This window comes from Kitasatospora sp. NPDC092948, assembly GCF_044754805.1.
GTDB lineage: Bacteria > Actinomycetota > Actinomycetes > Streptomycetales > Streptomycetaceae > Kitasatospora.
Genome location: NZ_JBIVPU010000008.1, coordinates 284,875 through 303,006 on the forward strand (window position 1 = coordinate 284,875; position 18,132 = coordinate 303,006).

Sequence of the window (18,132 nt, forward strand, 5' to 3'; positions counted from 1 at the left end):
CGCGCCCTGGCCGCCGCCGGCGACGTCGTCGACCGCGACTACCGCCAGGCCGTCGCCGTCGCGGGCACTGACTGCTCCGCGTACTCCGTGCACTCGACGCCGATCGCCACTTCGCGAGCCTCGCCGATGTCGGCTCCGGCGAGGGCGAGTTGGAGCCCGTGGCGTGATCCGACGTGGTCGCGTCGCGTGGCTGCCCGGTGGGCCCCGGTGCGTGTCGGGCCCACCGGGCGGGCCGTCAGGCGGCGGGCTGCTGCTGGGTGACGCAGTGGATGCCGCCGCCGCCGGCGCCCAGTGAGTCGATGTTCAGCTGTTCGATCACCCGGCCGGGGAAGAGCCGGGCCAGGGTGGCCTTGGCGGCGGCGTCGGCGGTGCTGTCGCCGAACTGGGCGGCGATCACCGCGCCGTTGCACACGTAGTAATTGGCGTAGGAGCCGACGAAGTTGGGGTCGGTCGAGCGGATCTTGTTGTAGTCGGGGCCCTGGAGCTTGGTGACCGCGATCGCCTTGCCGCCGGCGGTGGTCGCGGTGGACAGCAGCTGGTACTGCGCGCGGGCGTCCTGCGCCCACACGTCGGTGTCGGACGCCAGTGGCATCTGGACCAGGCCGGAACCGGCGGCGAGGAAGCGCGACGTGGCGTCCACGTGGTCGTCGGTGATGTCCTGGCCCTTGATGCCGGTGAACCAGATCACCTTGGAGGCCCCGTAGGCCGCGCACATCGCGGACTCGATCTGGGCCTGCGTCAGGTTCGGGTTCCGGTTGGTGTTGATGACGCTGCTGCGGGTGGCCATCAGGGTGCCGGCGCCGTCCTGCTCGATCGCCCCGCCCTCGGCGACCAGGCCGGCCGCGGTGTACGGCACCCCGACGTAGGCGGCGATCCGCTGGGCGACCAGGGCGTCCTTGGCGTGGGTCTGCCGGTTGCCCCAGCCGTTGAAGTTGAGGCCGATCGCGTCCAGCCCGCCCGCGCCGTTGGTGCGGAACACCGCGCTGCTGTCGCGCATCCAGCAGTCGTCCACCGGGATCGTGTCGATGACGGTCACAGTCGTACCGCACATCGACCGGGCCGTGGCCGCGCTCGCCGGGTTGGCGCACATCACGACCGGTTCGTACTTGGCGATGGTCTTGGCGATCAGCGCGATGTTCGCCTGGACGCCGCTGAGCTTGGTGCGCCAGATCGTGCTGCTGTCGGGCCAGGCCATCCACGTCCTGGTGTGCCGGACGTCCTCCGCGGGGACGGCGAACGCACCGGCGGCGAGGGCGAGGTCGGCGGGGTCGGCGGCCTCGGCGCCGGCGGAGGGGCGGTTCGCGGCGAAGGCGGACGGGCCCGCGACGGCCGCCGCGGCCGCGCCTGCGGCGGTCAGGCCCGCCGCGGTGAGGAACCGCCGCCGGTCCAGCGAGGGCGACATGGGGGAGTGCTCGCGCATCCGGGTCTCCAGTTCAACTGCCCGCTGAGGGTGCGGGGTTGGTGGGGGTTGGTCGGAACAGTAAAACTGACCAAGCGCTCGGTCAATGCTCTGTGCAGCTTTCGTCCGCCGGGCGTGGGCGGGTCGCTAGAGTGGCGGCCATGGCGACGCGGGCGAACGAGCAGGACGAGGCGACCGGTCGGCCGCAAACGGCGGCCACCAAGGGCGAACGGACCCGGGCCCGGCTGATCGCCGCGGCCCGCACCTTGCTGGCCGGCGAGAGCGCCGGGCGGTTCACCACACGCAATGTCGCGGCGCTGTGCGAGGTCTCGCACGGGATGTGCCACTACCACTTCCGGGACCGCACCGACCTGATCGTCGCCGTGGTCGAGGACCTCCGCCCGGAGTGGATCACCCCGCTGGAACGGGCCGTCGACGAACCCGGAGACTTCGCCGAACGCGCCGAACGGGTCGTCACCCTGCTCGCCCGGCCGGAGAGCCCGGATCTCGCCCACCTGCACTCCGCGCTGCACTGGCTGGCGCTCAACGACGACCGGGTCCGCACCGCGCTGGACCAGGAGTACCGCCGGTGGCGGTCCTGCTTCACCCGGCTGTTCCACGTGCTGGCCGACGAACGCGACGACGGCCCGGACGCGATCGCACTCGGCGACGCGTTCGCCGCCGCCGTCGACGGGCTGGCCGCCCTCCAGTCCCTCGACCCGCAGGTGGACGCCGACGTGGTGCTACGGACCCTGATGGCCGCGCTGACCGCGAGGCCCGCGTGACCGCGAGGCCCGCGTGACCGCGAGGCCCGCGTGACCGCGAGGCCCGCGTGACCGCGAAGTCCGCGTGACCGCGAGGCCCGCGTGACCGCGAAGTCCGCGTGACCGCGAGGCCCGCGTGACCGCGAAGTCCGCGTGACCGCGAAGTCCGCGTGACCGCGAAGTCCGCGTGACCGTCTGCCCGTCCGCTTGTCTGTCCGCTCGGCTGACCGCCGCGCCTGTTCGGCGGATCGTCAGACGGCCGGCTGCTGCTGGGTGGCGCAGTGGATGCCGCCGCCGCCCGCCGCCACCTGGTCGATGGACACCTGGACCACCTTCCGGCCGGGGTGCAGCTCGCCGATGATGTCGGCGGCCCGGTCGTCGGCGGCCCGATCGCCGAACTTCGGGACGATCACGCCGCCGTTGACGACGTAGTAGTTGAGGTAGGTGGCCAGGAAGTCCGCGTTGTGCGCCGGAATCAACTCTGCGTCGGGCTCGACCAGTTCGACCACCCGCAGCGGCTTGCCCCGGGCGTCGGTGGCCGAGCGCAGTACCTCCAGGGCCTGGTCCGAGGCGGTGGTCCAGACGTCCGGCGGGGTGTCGGCGGCGGGACGGTGCACCACCACCGTCCCCGGTTCGGCGAACCGGGCGAGGGCGTCGATGTGGCAGTCGGTGATGTCCTGGCCCGCCACCCCCTTGATCCACAGCACCTTGTGGACGCCCAGGCGCTGCTTCAGCTCCGCCTCGATCTCGTCGCGGGACTTGCCGGGATTGCGGTTGGCGTTCACCCAGGAGCTCTCGGTCGCCATCAGGGTGCCCGCGCCGTCGACCTCGATCGCGCCGCCCTCGCCGGTGACGGACGCCCGGATGCGCGGAACGCCGTAGCGGTCCAGCAGCCGCCGGGCGACCTGTGCGTCCTCGGCGTGGGTCTGCTTGCCGCCCCACCCGTTGAACCCGAAGTCCACCCCGGCAAGACCCTGCGGGCCGGTGACGAACGTCGGGCCGGTGTCCCGTGCCCACAGGTCGTCCACCGGCAGCTCGATCACCTCCACCGACGCCCCGCACTGCTTGCGCGCCTGCGCCGCCTGCTCGGGCCGGGCCATCAGCACCACCGGCTCGAAGGCGGCGACGGCCCGCGCGATCGACGCGATGTCCTGGCGCACGCCCGGCAGTTGGTCGCCCCACACCTCCTCCAGCGCGGGCCAGGCCATGAAGGTGCGGGTGTGCGGCGCCGACTCCGCGGGCATCGACCAGCCGGCCGCGGACGGCTGCGGGCCGGTCGGCTCGGCGGGTTGCGCGTCCCCGCTGCCGCTTGAACAGCCGTCCAGCAGCGCCAGCGCCGCCAGGGCGGCAGTGGAGCGAAGCAGGGCGCGGCGCGACGGCGGGGCGAACGAAAGATCGGGGAGCACATCCGGACAATAGCGACACCTCGGGCGAAGGTGCGAACGACGCACGGCAGCCGAGACCGGGGGCCCGGCGGCGCACCGACACCCCGTCCCGCCGCGCCCGCTCACAGCGCCCGCCGCGCCCGCCGCGCGCCCGCTCACAGCGCCCGCCGCGCGGCAGCGATCCGCTCCGGGGCCCAGCCGCGGTGCGGGACGGACTCCAGCAGCAGCCGGGTGTAGGCGTGCCGGGGCTCCGCCAGGACCGTCGCGGTCGGGCCCGATTCGACGATCCGGCCCGCGCGCATCACCACCACCTCGTCGGTGACGCAGCGGACCACGCCCAGGTCGTGGGTGATGAACAGGTAGCCGATGCCGGTCTCGGCGCGAATGCCGGCGAGCAGGTTCAGTACCTGCGCCTGCACCGACACGTCGAGCGCCGCGACCGCCTCGTCCAGCACCAGCACGGTCGGCTCGACGGCCAACGCCCGTGCAATGGCGACGCGTTGACGCTGTCCGCCGGACAGCTGCCGGGGCAGCGCGTCGGCCGCCCGGGTGCCCAGGCCGACCTGGTCGAGGAGTTCCGCGACCCGGCCCCGGTGGTCCCGGCGGGGGAAGTGCAGCCGCAGCGTCTCGCGCAGCGCCGCGCCGACCCCGATCCGCGGATCGAGCGACAGGTACGGGTCCTGGAAGACCATCTGGACCTCGCGGGCACGGGCCAGCCGGGCGGACCGACCCCGCACGGCCGCGGCGCGCTCCCGACCGCACACCGTCACCGTCCCGGCGTCGGCACGCTCCAGGCCCACCACGATCCGGGCCGTGGTGGTCTTCCCCGAACCGGACTCGCCGACGATGCCGAGCGAGCCTCCGGCGGGGAGCGAGAAGCCGACCTGGTCGACGGCGGTGACGGCGCCGAAGCTGCGGCACAACCCGGAGACCTCCAACACGGCTGTCCCGGTGGGGGTTTCAGGCATCGACGGTGCTCCTTCCGGGCCGTTGGGTGCGGTGGCGGGCGGTCAGACGGTCGGCCGTCGTGCCGGGGACGGGTCGGGGCTGCGGCGTCCCGGTGCGCAGGTGGCCTGTCAACTCGGCGCGTAGATAAGGTGGTTGGCCTTCGATGGCGGGGAGGGTGAAGCCGAGCTGGTCGTCGGCGGTGGCGGCACCGAAGCTGCGGCGCTCCAACGCGGCTGTCCCGATTGGGGATTCAGACATCCGAGGCGCTCCCTTCGAGTCGTTCGGCGTGGTGGCAGGCGGTCAGGTGGTCGGCCGCCGAACCGGGGGCGGTCCGGGCCTGCGGGGTCTCGGCGCGGCAGCGGTCGTCGGCGAGCGGGCACCGGGCGGCGAACGGGCAGCCAGCCAACTCGGCGCGCAGGTCCGGTGGTTGGCCGTCGATGGCGGCGAGTCGGCCGGCCGGTGCGTCGATCCCGGGGGTGGCTGCCAGCAGCGCGGCCGTGTACGGGTGCCGGGGCCGGTCGAACAGGGTGGCGGCGGGCGCGGTCTCGGCGATCCGTCCGGCGTACATCACGTACACCCGGTCGCTGATGGCGGCGGCCAGGCCCAGGTCGTGGGTGACGAACAGCAGGCCGGTGCCGAACCGGCGGCGCAACCCGTCGAGCAGGGCGACCACTTCGGCCTGGGTGGTGACGTCCAGGGCAGTGGTGGGCTCGTCGGCGAGCAGCAGCGCCGGGTCGCCCATCAGGGCGGCGGCGATCACCACACGTTGCAGCATGCCGCCGGAGACCTGACCGGGGTAGCGGCCGAGGACGGACGCGTCCAGGCCGACCGCGTCGAGGAGTTCGGCGGCCCGGCGGTCGGCCGAGGGCCGGTCCAGCGCACCGGTGAGCAGCACGCTCTCGGTGAGGAAGTCGCCGATCCGGCGCAGCGGGTTGGTGGCGGCGCGCGGGTCCTGGTAGATCATCGCGGCGGTGCGCGAACGGAGCCGGCGCAGGGCGGCGGCGCCCGCGCCGAGGACTTCGGCGCCGGCGACCCGGATGCTCCCGGCCGCGTCGGCGCCGGGCGGCAGCAGGCCGAGGGCGCTGCGCGAGGTGAGGGTCTTGCCGGAGCCGGACTCGCCGACCAGCGCGACGGTCTCGCCCGCGCCGACGGTCAGGTCGACGCCGTCGAGCACCGGGCGGGCGGTGGCGGGCAGTCGGAGCGTCAGCCCCCGGATGTCGAGCGCGTTCAACGGTTCCTCCCGGAGACGTGGTCGGCCCAGCGCTCGCCCACCACGTTGAAGGCGACGACGGTCAGCACGACGGCGACGCACGGCAGCACCGCCGACAGCGGGTAGCCGTGCTGGACGGCGCTCTGCCCGTCGAACACCATCCGCCCCCAGTCCGGGGTGAGCGCCGGCACGCCGAGCCCGAGGAAGGACAGGCCGGCCAAGTCCATCAGCGCGTAGCCGAAGTTGACGGCGGACTGGGCGAGCACCACGGGGGCGATGTTCGGCAGCACGTGCCGCAGCAGGATCTGTGCCGAGGACTGGCCCTGCACCCGGTGCGCGGCGACGTACGGGCGTTCGCGCTCGGTGAGCACCAGCGCCCGGGTGAGGCGGCTGACGTACGGCAGGTAGGCGACGGCCAGCGCGACCACGGGCGCCAGCAGGCCCTCGCCGGCCACGGCGACGACGAGTACGGCGAGCAGCAGGCCGGGGAACGCGAAGACCAGTTCGGTGCTGCGGGACAGCAGCGAGTCGAGCCAGCCGCCGCGCCAGGCCGCGGCCGCGCCGACGGCGATCCCGCCGACGGTGGAGAAGACGACCACGCCGAGCGGCCCGAGCAGCGAGGTGCGGGCGCCGATCAGCAAGCGGGCGAGGGTGTCGCGGCCGGCGGCGTCCACGCCCAGCGGGTGTCCGGCGCCCGGTCCGGCCAGCGCGTGGCCCAGGTCGACGGCGTTCGGGTCGGCGGGGGCGAGCCACGGCGCCAGCACGGCGGCCAGCACCACCAGGACGACCACCGCCAGGCAGAGCACCTGGAGCGGCGCCCGGCCGGCGCGCAGCCGGCCCAGGCCCGGGCGGCGGGTCAGGACGGCGCTCATGCGGCGGACCTCCGGGCGCCGAGGACGACCCGGGGATCGACCAGCGGATGGACCAGGTCGACCAGCAGGTTCACCGCCATGAACAGCCCGACGATGATCAGCGCGACGGCCTGGACGGTCGGGAAGTCCTTGGTGGTGGTGGCCAGTTCGAGCAGCTGGCCGAGCCCGCCGACGCTGAACGCCGACTCCACCAGGACGGTGCACACCAGCAGCGTCGAGACCACCAGCCCGCCCGTGGTCAGCACCGTCCCCAGGGCGTTGCGGAACACGTGCCGGACGATCACCCGGCGCTCCGGCACTCCCCGGGCCCGGGCCACCGCGACATGCTCGCTGCCCAGCTCGTCCAGCATCGCCGAGCGGGTGACCCGGGCCAGCAGGCCGACCAGGTACAGCGCCAGCGCGACGGCGGGCAGCGTCAGGTGCCACACCGTGTCGGCGAAGCCCTGGCCGGCGCCGCTGCTCGGGAACCAGCCCAGGCGCACCGAGAACAGGCCCTGGAGCAGCACCGCCGCGACGAACGACGGTGTCCCGACGGCGAGCATGGTCGACACCAGCACCGCGGAGTCGGCCGCGCCGCCGCGGACCGCGCCGATCCAGCCCAGCGCCAGGCCCAGCACCACCACGATCAGCAGCGCCATCGCCACCAGCGTCAGCGTGACGGGCAGTCGGTCGGCGAGCAGCCGGGACACGTCGGTGCGGTAGGTCAGCGAGCGGCCGAAGTCCCCGTGCAGCACCTGGCCGAGCCAGCGCAGGTAGCGCACCGGGAACGGGTCGTTCAGGTGGTACTGCTCGTTGATCGCCTGAAGGGCGGCGGGCGACGCCGACCGGCCGGAGAGCAGGAAGCCCGCCGGGCTGCCCGGTGCCAGGTACATCGCCCCGAACACCACGAACGAGGCGACGAACAGGGTGGCGGCCATCTCCAGCAGCCGCCGGACGGCGAATCGCAGGAAGTTCACCAGTCTCAGGGAGTTCACCGGTCCCAGGGAGTTCACCGGTCCCAGGGAGTTCACCGGGCCGCCCCCACATCGGCGGCCCACGGGTAGTACAGGTAGGAGATGGTGGTCGGCGCGCCGGTGATCCGCTTGTTCAGGAACACCGCGGTCGGCCACTCGGCCACCGGGATCCACAACACCTGGTCGGCCGCCCGGTGTTGGAGCTCCACCTCGACCGGCCCGCGCTGGGCGGGGTCGTACGCCGCGGTGGCCCGGTCGATCAGCTCGTCGTAGCCGGCGTCGCTCCAGCCGGCGAAGTTCTGGTACGCGCCGGTGCGGAAGTTGGCCAGCAGGTCGAGCGGGTCGGTGACGGAGTCGTAGTACGTCTCCGGGAACATGTCGATGCCCTTGCGGGCCTCCGGATCGGTGAACAGCGCGGTGAACGCGTTCGGCGCGATCGTCTTCAGCTGCACGTCCAGCCCGATCCGGGCCCCGGCGTCCTGCACGGCGGTGGCCAGCAGCGACACGTCCAGGCCGATGCTGCTGGTGGCGACGGTGACGGTCTTCCCGGTGGCGCCCGCCTCCGCGACCAGCGCCTTCGCCCTGGCGATGTCCGGCTCGGCGGGCGCGAGGCCGGCGAACGCGTCGGCGCGCACCTGCTCCGGGAAGCCCTCCCAGGCCGCCCTGGTGGTGAGCGCCCCGGTGGCCGTCCCCGCGCCGCCCAGCCCCGCCTTGACGAAACCGGAGCGGTCCAGCGCCATGGAGAGCGCCCGCCGCACCCGGACGTCGCCGAGCGGGCCCGCCATGCTGGTGATGTTGACGTTGACGGTGCTCAGACCTTCGCCGAAGTACAGCGTGCCGGCGCCGCTGCGGCTCAGCCGGTCGTAGCTCTCGGTCGGGATCAGGTAGCCGCCGTCGGCCTCCCCGCTGAGCATCGCATTGGTGCGCGCCGACGGGTCGGTGAGGAAGCTGAACACCACCTTGCCGGACTTCGCCCGGGTGCCCCAGTAGCCGTCGAAGCGCTCCAGCACCACGGACTGGCCCTTGTTCCACGCGCCCAGCCGGTACGGGCCGGTGCAGTCCAGATCGCCCGAGGTGCCGTAGTCCTTGCCGGCCGCCTCGACGCCCTTCCGGGACGCCACCGCACCGGCGGCGGTGGCCAGGTACTGGGTGAACTGCGAGTCGGGGCGCTTCAGTTCGACGGTGACCTGGAGCGGCCCGGTCGCGGCGATGCGGTCGACGTTCTGGAACACCTGCTGCCAGGCGGCGGCGTTCTCCGGATCCATCTGACGGCCGAGGCTGAACACCACGTCGTCGGCCGTCAGCACCGAGCCGTCGTGGAAGTGCACCCCGGCGCGCAGGTCGAACACCCACGTCGTCGGGTTCGGGTTGGACGCCTGCTCGGCCAGCCCCGGGGCGAGCGTCAGCTGCGGCGTCCAGCGCATCAGGCTCTCGCAGACGTTGGACAGGATGGTGTTCTGCGGGTAGTCGAACGCCATCGTCCAGTCCAGCGTGGGCGGTTCGGCGTACAGGGCCCAGCTGAACGAGTCGAGGTCGCCCGCGGCGGCCGGCGTGGACGCGGACAGCCGGAACCGCGAGCCGCCCGCGCCGTCGGAGGCGGGCGGGCCCGAACAGGCCGTCAGCAGCGAGCCGGCCAACAGCGCGGCGGCGGCCAGGGCGGCGGTGCGCCTCGACGGTGAGGCGGCGGTGCGTCGGGCGGGCGGGGCGGTGGTGCGCTGGACGGGCGGGGCGGCGGTGCGTCTTGCGGATGAGGCGGTGGTGGGGGGCACGGGAGCTCCTCGGTCGGTGACGCGGGGTCAGGCGCGGAGTCAGGCGCGGGCGGCGGGTACCTGCTGGGTGATGCAGTGGATGCCGCCGCCGCCGAACGCGATGGCCCGGGCCCGCACTCCGACGACCTTGCGGTCCGGGTGCGCGGCGGCGATCGTCGCGAGCGCGCCCGCGTCCTCGGGGTGGTCGGCGATCGGGACGACCACGCCGCCGTTCGCCAGGTAGTAGTTGAGGTAGCCGACCTCGACCGGCCGCCCGTCCACCTCGACGAACGCGGCCTGCTCGACCTCGACGATCTCGAAGCGACGCCCCTGCGCGTCGGTGCTGTGCTCCAGCACCGCCCGGTTGGCGCGCATCCGCACGTAGTCGGGGTGCTCCGGGTCGGCGGGCAGCTGGACCACGACCCTGCCGGGCGCGGCGAACGCGCACACCCCGTCGACGTGGCCGTCCGTCTCGGTGTCCAGCAGCCCGCCGTACGGCAGCCAGATCACCTTGGTGACGCCGAGCCGGTCCTTCAGCTCGGCCTCGATCTCCTCGCGGCTCATCCCCGGGTTGCGGTTGGGGTGCAGCAGGCACTGCTCGGTGGTGATCAGCGTGCCCTCGCCGTCGACGGTGATCGCGCCGCCCTCCAGCACCATCGAGGAACGGATCGCCGGTACGCCCAGGTGCTCCAGCAGCAGACCGGACACCCGGTCGTCGGCGTCCCACGGGCTGTGCTTGCGGCCCCAGGCGTTGAACCGGAAGTCGACGCCCGCCAGTCGGCCGCCCCCGCCCCCGCCGCCGCTCTCGTCCCCGTCTCCGTTCTCGTCCCCGTCCTCGTTCCGGACGAAGATCGGCGCGCTGTCGCGGAACCACGAGTCGTCCAGCGGCAGTTCGACGACCGTCACACCGTCGCCGCACAGCTCCCGGGCCTCCTCGCCGTGGCCGGGCGGCGCGACCATCGTGACCGGCTCGAACCCGGCGATGGTCCGGGCCACGTCGGCGTACTCCCGCTTCGCCTCGGCCAGCACCCGGCCCCACAGGTCGGGGCGGACGGGCCAGGCCATCAGACATCCCTGGTGCTCGGTCCATTCGGCGGGCATGCGGTGGGTCATGGTGCAGATCCGTTCTTGAGGGGTTGGGCCCAGATCCTGCACTGAACTGAAAATTCAGTCAAGATATTGAGCGAGGTTGGGGCTCCGACTGGGCTCGATGCGGGTGAAGTTTCCTGGTCCTTGAGGGAGATCGGGCGTGCTGCATGCTGAAGATTCAGTCAGTAGCGGCCCGGTTCGAGGTAGAGTGCGGGGCCATGACGGACCGTCGAACAGAGATACTCCTGGCCGCGACCCGGGTCGTCGCCCGCCGGGGCGTCCGCGGCCTGCGGGTGGAGGAGCTCGCCGCCGAGGCCGGCGTCTCCACCTCGCTGATCTACTACCACTTCGGCGGCCGGGCCGGGATCCTGCGCCGGACCCTGGAGTTCGTCAACGACCGCGCCGACCGGTACACCGCCGACCGCGGCCGGGACGGCGGGAGCGGCCCGGACGACGCCCGCCGGGAACTGGAACAGGTCCTGCTGCTCGAACTCCAGGACCGGCCCGAGGTGCGCGAGAACAGCACCGCCTGGGGGGAGTTGAGAGCCAGCGCGATCTTCGAACCGGACCTCCGGGACGACCTCGCCCGGGCCACCCACACCTGGGTGCACGAGATCGCGGACCTGCTGGCCCGGGCCGACCCGGCCGGCACCGCCCCCGCGCACGCCGCCGCCGCCGAACGCCTGACCGCCCTGCTCGAAGGGCTCAGCATGCGCTGGCTCAGCGGCGCCCTGCCGCTCGACCACGCCCGCACACTGCTGCTGGGCGCGATCGCGACAGAACTCGGGGCACCGGCCGATCGCTGACTGTCCGGTCAGCGCGTAGTGCTCGGCGATCGCGTCCCGGCCGAACGGCAGGGTCGGGTTGGTGGGGGAGCCGATCACGCTCTCCACCCACGTCGGCCGTCGACGGAAGAATCAGTCGAGATCTTGGAGTGCACGACGCCGCAGCCCGGGCGGGGTCGGTACGAGCCGACCGCCCGGACTGCGGCGTGAAAGGGGAACCCGGGTGCGGGAGGGTCAGCGGCCGAGCCGCTCCAGTTCCGTGGTGATCGCGTCGCCGAGCAGCGTGCGGGCATGGGCCAGCGGCAGGGTTCCGCTCAGCCACCGCATGCTCAGCCCCTCCAGCAGCGCGGTGAGCCGTTCCGCGGCTGCGGCCAGCTCCGGGGCCGGAGTCATCGGCCGTACCCGGCCCAGCAGTTCGGCGATCTCCTGGACCCACACCAGCGTCGCCCGGGCCAGGTCCTCCCGCAGCGAGTCGTCGAACACCGCACTCGCCCGCAGCTCGCCCCAGGCGGTGCTGTTCTCCCGCACCTCGTCCACGTCCTGGAGCTCCAGCAGCAGCGCCTGCTCCAGTTCCTCGCGCGGCCCCGGCGGCGGCGCCCCCGCCTCGCGCGCGGCCGTGTACCGTCCGGCGCGATCGCTGATGAACTCCAGGGTCTGCCGAAGAATCCCGGTACGGTCCTTGAAGTGGTAGTAGATCAGCGCGGTGGACACCCCGGCCTCGGCCGCAAGCTCCTCGACCCGCAGCCCACGCACCCCGCGCCGGGCGATCACCCGCGCGGATGCCTCCAGAATTGACGTTTTACGACTGGCCACGACCCACCACCCTACTGCCGCCCCGACAGCCCACGGCCACCACCTGGACTGACCGGAACATCAGCGCTCCCGCCCACCGCCCGCCCGGTCTCGGACGCGTCGACCGGCTGACGCATGCGGTGGCCGAACACCGAGGCGGCGCCGTTCAGTTCCGGCCCGCCGCTGGCGGCCTCGGGCTGGAGCGCGAAGCCCGCCGCAGCGTCCGCCCCCGAACACCGAGGCGGCGCCGTTCAGTTCCGGCCCGCCGCCGGCGGCCTCGGGCTGGAGCGCGAAGCCCGCGGACGCGACCAGGGGTTCGGGGGCGGACGCTGCTCGCGTTCCTGCTGTCGCGCTCCCGGAACCTGGTGTACACGGCGTCCGGGCCGCCCCACTTGAGGGCTGCGCGTCCCCCGTCGTCGACCGTGACCTTCCCCGGGCCGGTAGTTGCGGAAGCCGCGGAAGGTGACCTCGGACGGGAATGCCGCGATCGTCGAGGCCGTGGTCCGCTCCGTGCGGCTCTCGTAGGCGACCGAGGTCCGCTCGACTGCCTCGATGCCGGCGTTGCCGGGAGTCCGGTGGATCCCGACCCGGGATCGCGCCGACGTTCCCCGTTCGGGGCAGAGCCTTCGGACGCATCTCGTCGCTGGCGGAGGTTGGTCGGCCGTGTTCAGATCTCCACATCCAAGGCTTCTCGGCGGGCATCGCGCCCGCGTCCTGCTGCTGCCCGACGTGCGGGGCGAGACCGGAAGCCGAACCAACCCAGGGAGCATGGATTGAGACGGAGACGTACAGCCCTGCTGCGGAGCGCGGCCCTGCCCGTGATGGTCGGCGGGCTGCTGCTGGGGGCGATGTCGACGCAGGCCGCGGCCGGCGGCGGGGGCGGCCATGGCGGGGACGGCAACTGCCGGAACGCCTGCCTGCACGGAGAGCCCGGCCCTCCGGGGCCTCCCGGACCTGCTGGGCCCGCCGGGCCTCCCGGACCGACCCTGCCGACCGTGATCGTCCAGCAGACCTATCCACTGCTGCCCGGCCTCAACACGGGAACCGCGACCTGCCCGCCGGGAACCGTCATCACGGGCGGCGGAATGAAGACGCCGCTCGGCGGCAACAACCTGACGGTCCAGCCGTACGAGTCCTACCCGTCCGCCGGGGACACCTGGACCCTGTCGTTCAACAACTCGGCCGGCACCACGGGCTCCTACGAGGTCTACGCCGTCTGTCTGCCCGTGACCCCGGCGGACTGACCATCGGTCGCGCGCCTTCACCGGCGGGGTCAAAAGCCAGGCCCCGGGACCGTCTCGGCGGAGTCCCGGGGCCTGTCGTCGTGCTCAGCGCGTGGCAGTGAGCTCCGGGAGCCGACGCGACAGGTTCATCTCCTCGACGGTGGCGACCAGCGGGGCCAGCTCGGGGTTCTTGGCGGCCTCGTCCAGCGCCTCCCGGAGGGCGGCCTCGTTGGTCGGCCTGGCCGCTTCCAGGAGTTCCAGGCCGGGGCCGGTCACGTCGGTGTAGATGCCGCGGCGGTCGGTCGCGCAGAGGTAGCGCGAGAGCAGGCCGCGGTCCTCCAGCCGGGTGACGAGGCGGGTGGTGGCGCTCTGGCTGAGCACCACCGCGTCGGCGACCTGCTTCATCTGCAGGTGCCCGCCCTCGCCGTCGTGCTGGCGGCTGAGCACGTCGAGCAGCGAGTACTCGCGCACGCTCAGGTCGTGCTCGGTCTGGAGGGTGCGCTCGATGTGCGCCTCGATCCGGCCGGCGAGCAGGTAGAGGGCTGCCCAGCCGTTGGCGAGGGCGGTCAACGCGGGGTCCGTGGCGGTCATGGGCGTGGCTCTCCTTCCGGGTGCGTACTCCCAGGATAAGCCCCGGCACACAATATCGGCCAACGCGCGTATCCCGCTCATGCAAGCATTGGGAGTGTCCGAGTGTGGCGGCCCGGGCCGATTCGCATTCGCAGATCTGCCGCCATCGCCCACCATCCGCGATGGGCGAATGCCCGCATTTGCACTTAGCCCGCGCTTGCAACTATTGTCGGTGCTCGTAAGGCGCACCAACAATCGTATGGAGGGCAGCACACCATGCCTCTCGCGCTCCTAGCCCTGGCCATCGGGGCCTTCGGGATCGGTACGACCGAGTTCGTGGTCATGGGCCTGCTGCCCGAGATCGCCGGCGACTACGGGGTGTCCATCCCCTCCGCCGGGCTCCTGGTCACCGGTTACGCGATCGGCGTCGTCATCGGCGCCCCGCTGATGACGGTGCTCGGCACCCGGATCAGCCGCAAGACGATGCTCATGATCCTCATGGGCCTGTTCGTGGTGGGGAACCTGCTCTCCGCCGTGGCGCCCACCATGGGCGTGATGCTCGTCGGCCGCATCGTGGCCTCCCTCGCCCACGGCGCGTTCTTCGGCATCGGCTCGGTGGTCGCCGCCGAACTCGTCGCACCCGACAAGAAGGCCGGCGCCATCGCCACGATGTTCACCGGCCTCACCATCGCCAACATCGTCGGCGTTCCGCTGGGCACCTTCATCGGCCAGGCCGCCGGCTGGCGGGTCACCTTCGCCGTCGTCGCCGCCCTCGGCGTGGTCGGACTGCTCGGCATCGCCAAGCTCGTCCCCGCCCTGCCCCGGCCCGAGGGCGCCCACCTGCGCCGCGAGCTCAGGGCGTTCCGCAACCCCCAGGTCCTGCTCGCCATGGCGATGACCGTCCTCGGCTTCGGCGGCGTGTTCGCCGCGATCACCTACATCGCGCCGATGATGACGAACGTCGCCGGATACTCCGACGGCGCCGTCACCTGGCTGCTGGTCCTGTTCGGCGTCGGGATGTTCCTCGGCAACCTGCTCGGCGGCAAGTTCGCCGACCGCAGGCTGATGCCGATGCTCTACACCTCCCTCGGCGGACTCGCCGTCGTCCTGGCCCTGTTCACCCTCACCGCGCACAACAAGATCCTCGCCGCGGTCTCCATCCTGCTCGTCGGGGCGCTCGGCTTCGCCACCGTCCCGCCGCTCCAGAAGCGGGTCCTCGACCAGGCGCACGGCGCGCCGACGCTGGCCTCCGCCGTCAACATCGGAGCATTCAACCTGGGCAACGCGCTCGCCGCGTGGCTCGGCGGCCAGGTCATCGCGGCCGGCCTCGGCTACACCGCCCCGAACTGGGTCGGCGCGCTGCTCGCCGCGGCCGCCCTCCTGCTGGCCGTCTGGTCCGCCGTGCTGGAGCGCCGCGCCCCCGTACGGGAGGACGCCGCCGTCACCGCCGCTCCCGTCCCCGTCCACTGACCGTCCCGCTCCCCGTTCCTTCCAGGAGAAGCACCACCATGAGCACCACCCTCACCCCGCTGACCACCGCCGACGCCGAGACCCTCGTCGCCGCCGCCCGCCGCGCCGCCCACGCGGCCGGGGTCGCGGTCAGCGTCACCGTCCTGGACGCGGGCGGCCACCTGCTGGCCTTCCTCCGCGACGACAGCGCCGTGCTGATCTCCGGCGAGACCAGCACCCGCAAGGCGTACACCGCGCTCCAGCTGAACGCCCCCACCGCGGACCTGGTCGACCTGGTCAAGCCGGACGGCCCGTTCCACACCCTGGCCACCGCGCTCGACCGGCCGCTGCTGTTCATCGCCGGCGGCCTCCCGATACACCGCGACGGCAAGCTCGTCGGCGCCATCGGCGTCGGCGGCGGCGCCCCCGAGCAGGACCACTCCTTCGCCACCGCCGCCCTGACGGAACTCGCACGATGACCACCCGCACCCCGCAGGAGGTCTTCGCCGACCACGGGCAGCGCCTGGGCACCGGGGACCTCGACCACATCGCCGGGAACTACACCGAGGACACCGTCCTCATCACCCCCGACGGCACGTTCCGCGGCCACGACGGAGTCCGGCGGGTCATCGGCCGGCTGCTGGCCGATCTCGCGGACGCCGACTGGCAGCTCACCCCGCAGTTCGCGGGCGGGGTGCTGTTCCTCCAGTGGGCCGCCGCCACCTCCACCCACCAGGTCACCGACGGCACTGACACCTTCGTCTTCCGCGACGGACTCATCAGCGCCCAGACCGTCCGCTACACCCTCACCGACCGCACCACCCGAAAGGCCTGATTCCCATGTCCGTCCCCACCGTCACCCTCAACAACGGCGTCGAGATGCCGCAGCTCGGCTTCGGCGTCTTCCAGGTCCCGGACGAGGAGACCACCGCCGCGGTCGCCACCGCCCTGGAGTCCGGCTACCGCAGCATCGACACCGCCGCGATCTACGGCAACGAGCGCGGCGTCGGCAAGGCGCTGGCCGCGTCCGGGCTGCCGCGCGAGGAACTGTTCGTCACCACCAAGCTGTGGAACGCCGACCAGGGCTACGACGCGACGCTGCGGGCCTTCGACGCCAGCCTCGACAAGCTCGGCCTGGAGACCGTCGACCTGTACCTGATCCACTGGCCCACCCCGGCCCGCGACCTGTACCTGGACTCCTGGCGGGCGATCGAGCGCCTCGCCGCCGACGGCCGGATCCGCGCCGCGGGCGTCTCCAACTTCCAGCCCGCGCACCTGGCCCGGCTGATCGAGACCGGCGGCCTGGTGCCCGCCGTCAACCAGGTCGAGCTGCACCCCGGCCTCCAGCAGTCCGAGCTGCGGGCCTTCCACGCCAAGCACGGCATCGCCACCGAGGCCTGGAGCCCGCTCGCCCAGGGCGCCGTCCTGAACGACCCGGCGATCACCGCGATCGCCGAGCGCACCGGCAAGTCGCCCGCCCAGGTGGTGCTGCGCTGGCACCTCCAGCTCGGCAACCTGGTCATCCCCAAGTCCGTCACCCCGGCCCGGATCCGCCAGAACCTCGACGTCTTCGACTTCACCCTCACCGACGCCGAGATGAAGGCCATCGCCGCCACCGACCGCGGCCTGCGCACCGGCCCGAACCCGGACGAGTTCAACGCCGCCTGACCCGCCCCTCCGGAAGCCCGCTGCGGGCCGGCCCCGTCCCGGCCGCCCCGCAGCGGGCTTCGCCCATTCCCCGCACTGAGGACCGACCCACCCATGACACCCCGTCACCCCGCCCTCGCCCGCCTCGCCCCCGGCGAAGGCCGGCTCACCCTCGGCCTGGAACTCCCCCTCGACAACGACTGGGGCCCCTCCCGGCAGACCGCCGACCGCACGGCCGGCCGCCCCCACGGCGTCCCGGACCTCGCCGACCACGCGCGCCTCGCCCGGCTCGCCGACCGGCTCGGCTTCGCCGGCCTCTGGGTGCGCGACGTCCCGCTCTTCGACCCCGTCCGCTTCGGAGACGCCGGAACGGTCTTCGAGACCTTCACCCACCTCGGCCACCTCGCCGCCGTCACCGAGCACGCTGTCCTCGGCACTGCGGCCGTCGTCCTGCCGCTGCGCGAACCGCTGCTGGTCGCCAAGGCCGCCGCCACCGTCGACGCGCTCTCCGGCGGCCGGATGCTGCTCGGCCTCGCCAGCGGCGACCGTCCCGTCGAGTACCCGCTCTTCGGACGGGACTTCGAGGCCCGCGGCGCCGCCTTCCGCGAGGGAGTGCACACCCTGCGCGCCGCCTGGCGCCCGGGCCCGCTGGAACTGCCCGAGGCCGGGCTCGGCCCGGACTTCCAGCTGGAGGTACTGCCGAAGCCGGCCCAGGCGGCGGGCGTCCCGATCGCCGTCGCCGGCGGTGCCCAGCAGGCGCCCGAGTGGATCGCCGAGCACGCCGACGCCTCGCTCAACTACCCCCGCGACCTGGGCGCGCTGCGCCTGCGGACCCGGCAGTGGCGCGAACTCGCCGGGGAGAAGCCGTACCTGACGCCGATGGTGCTCACCCTCCAGGAGGACCCGCACGCCCCGGCCCGTCCGATCCGGCTCGGCCTCAGTACCGGCCGCAACGCCCTGATCGAGCACCTGGAGACCATGGCGCTGCTCGGGGTCTCGCACGTCTCCTTCAACCTGCGCCCCAACGACCGGCCGGTGGGGGAGCTGCTTCAGGAGCTGGCGGAGTACGTCCTGCCGCGCTTCCACACGCCCGCCGGGTAGGGATCCGCCGCAGCACGCCCTTGCATTAACCCGCGCGTGCAATTATTGTTAAGGCATGCAAGACGCGCTCGCATCTATTGAGTGGTACTTGCACCCCCACACCCTCCGTTCGAAAAGGCACCACCATGACCCTCAAGAACCTTCTCCCCGGCAAGCTCGGCTTCGGCACCGCCCCGCTCGGCAACATGTTCCGTGCG

Annotated in this window: 18 protein-coding genes and 1 pseudogene; 9 read left to right on the top strand and 10 right to left on the bottom strand. The window is 73.0% G+C overall.

The genetic code is table 11. The features are described from left to right. Window positions 1–9 precede the first annotated feature (9 nt). Window positions 10–167: pseudogene (locus tag ACIQF6_RS24145) on the top strand (thioredoxin-disulfide reductase); the annotation flags it as partial. A 68-nt stretch (window positions 168–235) separates the two neighbouring features. On the opposite strand, the gene ACIQF6_RS24150 reads toward ACIQF6_RS24145, so the two are convergent. Beyond that, the gene (locus ACIQF6_RS24150) at window positions 236–1,420 is read right to left on the bottom strand and encodes an agmatine/peptidylarginine deiminase (RefSeq protein ID WP_400898308.1); all 1,185 of its coding nucleotides are present in this window, start codon (window positions 1,418–1,420) and stop codon (window positions 236–238) included. Window positions 1,421–1,560: 140 nt separating this feature from the next. Between ACIQF6_RS24150 and ACIQF6_RS24155 the strand changes: the two genes are divergently transcribed. Then, window positions 1,561–2,184, top strand: a complete 624-nt coding sequence (locus tag ACIQF6_RS24155) for a TetR/AcrR family transcriptional regulator (protein ID WP_400898310.1) — start codon at window positions 1,561–1,563, stop codon at window positions 2,182–2,184. 230 nt (window positions 2,185–2,414) lie between these two features. On the opposite strand, the gene ACIQF6_RS24160 is transcribed toward ACIQF6_RS24155, so the two are convergent. The 7 genes from ACIQF6_RS24160 to ACIQF6_RS24190 form a co-directional block, all read right to left on the bottom strand. Beyond that, window positions 2,415–3,569: an agmatine deiminase family protein gene (locus ACIQF6_RS24160; protein WP_400898312.1), complete on the bottom strand. Its 1,155-nt coding sequence runs from the start codon at window positions 3,567–3,569 to the stop codon at window positions 2,415–2,417. Between the two features lie 134 nt (window positions 3,570–3,703). After that, complete coding sequence (locus ACIQF6_RS24165; protein WP_400898314.1) at window positions 3,704–4,516, bottom strand: ABC transporter ATP-binding protein; 813 nt, start codon at window positions 4,514–4,516, stop codon at window positions 3,704–3,706. Between the two features lie 230 nt (window positions 4,517–4,746). Then, window positions 4,747–5,727, bottom strand: a complete 981-nt coding sequence (locus ACIQF6_RS24170; RefSeq protein ID WP_400898316.1) for an ABC transporter ATP-binding protein — start codon at window positions 5,725–5,727, stop codon at window positions 4,747–4,749. Continuing rightward, window positions 5,724–6,578: an ABC transporter permease gene (locus tag ACIQF6_RS24175; protein WP_400898318.1), complete on the bottom strand. Its 855-nt coding sequence runs from the start codon at window positions 6,576–6,578 to the stop codon at window positions 5,724–5,726. Before ACIQF6_RS24175 ends, ACIQF6_RS24170 begins: the two co-directional genes overlap by 4 nt. Next, window positions 6,575–7,534: an ABC transporter permease gene (locus ACIQF6_RS24180; protein ID WP_400898366.1), complete on the bottom strand. Its 960-nt coding sequence runs from the start codon at window positions 7,532–7,534 to the stop codon at window positions 6,575–6,577. Before ACIQF6_RS24180 ends, ACIQF6_RS24175 begins: the two co-directional genes overlap by 4 nt. A gap of 50 nt (window positions 7,535–7,584) precedes the next feature. After that, window positions 7,585–9,300, bottom strand: a complete 1,716-nt coding sequence (locus ACIQF6_RS24185; RefSeq protein ID WP_400898320.1) for an ABC transporter substrate-binding protein — start codon at window positions 9,298–9,300, stop codon at window positions 7,585–7,587. Window positions 9,301–9,339: 39 nt separating this feature from the next. Then, window positions 9,340–10,392, bottom strand: coding sequence for an agmatine/peptidylarginine deiminase (locus ACIQF6_RS24190; RefSeq protein ID WP_400898322.1), 1,053 nt, complete (start codon window positions 10,390–10,392; stop codon window positions 9,340–9,342). A 194-nt stretch (window positions 10,393–10,586) separates the two neighbouring features. Between ACIQF6_RS24190 and ACIQF6_RS24195 the strand changes: the two genes are divergently transcribed. Beyond that, the gene (locus ACIQF6_RS24195; RefSeq protein WP_400898324.1) at window positions 10,587–11,174 is read left to right on the top strand and encodes a TetR/AcrR family transcriptional regulator; all 588 of its coding nucleotides are present in this window, start codon (window positions 10,587–10,589) and stop codon (window positions 11,172–11,174) included. A gap of 213 nt (window positions 11,175–11,387) precedes the next feature. On the opposite strand, the gene ACIQF6_RS24200 is transcribed toward ACIQF6_RS24195, so the two are convergent. Further along, entirely contained in the window at window positions 11,388–11,966 is a 579-nt protein-coding gene (locus ACIQF6_RS24200; protein ID WP_400898326.1) for a TetR/AcrR family transcriptional regulator, read from the bottom strand. Between the two features lie 974 nt (window positions 11,967–12,940). On the opposite strand from ACIQF6_RS24200, the gene ACIQF6_RS24205 reads away from it, so the two are divergent. Beyond that, window positions 12,941–13,189, top strand: a complete 249-nt coding sequence (locus ACIQF6_RS24205; RefSeq protein ID WP_400898328.1) for a hypothetical protein — start codon at window positions 12,941–12,943, stop codon at window positions 13,187–13,189. A gap of 84 nt (window positions 13,190–13,273) precedes the next feature. Here the strand turns inward: ACIQF6_RS24205 and ACIQF6_RS24210 are convergent, their stop codons facing one another. Then, the gene (locus ACIQF6_RS24210) at window positions 13,274–13,759 is read right to left on the bottom strand and encodes a MarR family winged helix-turn-helix transcriptional regulator (protein ID WP_400898330.1); all 486 of its coding nucleotides are present in this window, start codon (window positions 13,757–13,759) and stop codon (window positions 13,274–13,276) included. A 255-nt stretch (window positions 13,760–14,014) separates the two neighbouring features. Here ACIQF6_RS24210 and ACIQF6_RS24215 point away from each other — a divergent pair, with 255 nt between their 5' ends. The 5 genes from ACIQF6_RS24215 to ACIQF6_RS24235 all read left to right on the top strand — a co-directional run bounded on the left by ACIQF6_RS24215 (window position 14,015) and on the right by ACIQF6_RS24235 (window position 17,935). After that, window positions 14,015–15,208, top strand: a complete 1,194-nt coding sequence (locus ACIQF6_RS24215) for an MFS transporter (RefSeq protein WP_400898332.1) — start codon at window positions 14,015–14,017, stop codon at window positions 15,206–15,208. A 38-nt stretch (window positions 15,209–15,246) separates the two neighbouring features. Next, window positions 15,247–15,666 carry a heme-binding protein gene (locus tag ACIQF6_RS24220; RefSeq protein WP_400898334.1) on the top strand — a complete coding sequence of 140 codons (420 nt, stop codon included), beginning with the start codon at window positions 15,247–15,249 and terminating at the stop codon, window positions 15,664–15,666. After that, window positions 15,663–16,022 carry a nuclear transport factor 2 family protein gene (locus tag ACIQF6_RS24225; RefSeq protein WP_400898336.1) on the top strand — a complete coding sequence of 120 codons (360 nt, stop codon included), beginning with the start codon at window positions 15,663–15,665 and terminating at the stop codon, window positions 16,020–16,022. Before ACIQF6_RS24220 ends, ACIQF6_RS24225 begins: the two co-directional genes overlap by 4 nt. Before the next feature lie 5 nt (window positions 16,023–16,027). Continuing rightward, window positions 16,028–16,855 carry an aldo/keto reductase gene (locus ACIQF6_RS24230; RefSeq protein ID WP_400898338.1) on the top strand — a complete coding sequence of 276 codons (828 nt, stop codon included), beginning with the start codon at window positions 16,028–16,030 and terminating at the stop codon, window positions 16,853–16,855. Between the two features lie 93 nt (window positions 16,856–16,948). Continuing rightward, entirely contained in the window at window positions 16,949–17,935 is a 987-nt protein-coding gene (locus tag ACIQF6_RS24235; RefSeq protein WP_400898340.1) for a TIGR03571 family LLM class oxidoreductase, read from the top strand. Window positions 17,936–18,132: the final 197 nt, after the last annotated feature.

What these genes read in the sequence shown, in the direction of transcription:
- ACIQF6_RS24150 (WP_400898308.1), bottom strand. Translation starts at nt 1,420, where the DNA reads ATGCGCGAGCACTCCCCCATGTCGCCCTCGCTGGACCGGCGGCGGTTC.
- ACIQF6_RS24155 (WP_400898310.1), top strand. Translation starts at nt 1,561, where the DNA reads ATGGCGACGCGGGCGAACGAGCAGGACGAGGCGACCGGTCGGCCGCAA.
- ACIQF6_RS24165 (WP_400898314.1), bottom strand. Translation starts at nt 4,516, where the DNA reads ATGCCTGAAACCCCCACCGGGACAGCCGTGTTGGAGGTCTCCGGGTTG.
- ACIQF6_RS24175 (WP_400898318.1), bottom strand. Translation starts at nt 6,578, where the DNA reads ATGAGCGCCGTCCTGACCCGCCGCCCGGGCCTGGGCCGGCTGCGCGCC.
- ACIQF6_RS24190 (WP_400898322.1), bottom strand. Translation starts at nt 10,392, where the DNA reads ATGACCCACCGCATGCCCGCCGAATGGACCGAGCACCAGGGATGTCTG.
- ACIQF6_RS24195 (WP_400898324.1), top strand. Translation starts at nt 10,587, where the DNA reads ATGACGGACCGTCGAACAGAGATACTCCTGGCCGCGACCCGGGTCGTC.
- ACIQF6_RS24210 (WP_400898330.1), bottom strand. Translation starts at nt 13,759, where the DNA reads ATGACCGCCACGGACCCCGCGTTGACCGCCCTCGCCAACGGCTGGGCA.
- ACIQF6_RS24215 (WP_400898332.1), top strand. Translation starts at nt 14,015, where the DNA reads ATGCCTCTCGCGCTCCTAGCCCTGGCCATCGGGGCCTTCGGGATCGGT.
- ACIQF6_RS24220 (WP_400898334.1), top strand. Translation starts at nt 15,247, where the DNA reads ATGAGCACCACCCTCACCCCGCTGACCACCGCCGACGCCGAGACCCTC.
- ACIQF6_RS24225 (WP_400898336.1), top strand. Translation starts at nt 15,663, where the DNA reads ATGACCACCCGCACCCCGCAGGAGGTCTTCGCCGACCACGGGCAGCGC.
- ACIQF6_RS24230 (WP_400898338.1), top strand. Translation starts at nt 16,028, where the DNA reads ATGTCCGTCCCCACCGTCACCCTCAACAACGGCGTCGAGATGCCGCAG.
- ACIQF6_RS24235 (WP_400898340.1), top strand. Translation starts at nt 16,949, where the DNA reads ATGACACCCCGTCACCCCGCCCTCGCCCGCCTCGCCCCCGGCGAAGGC.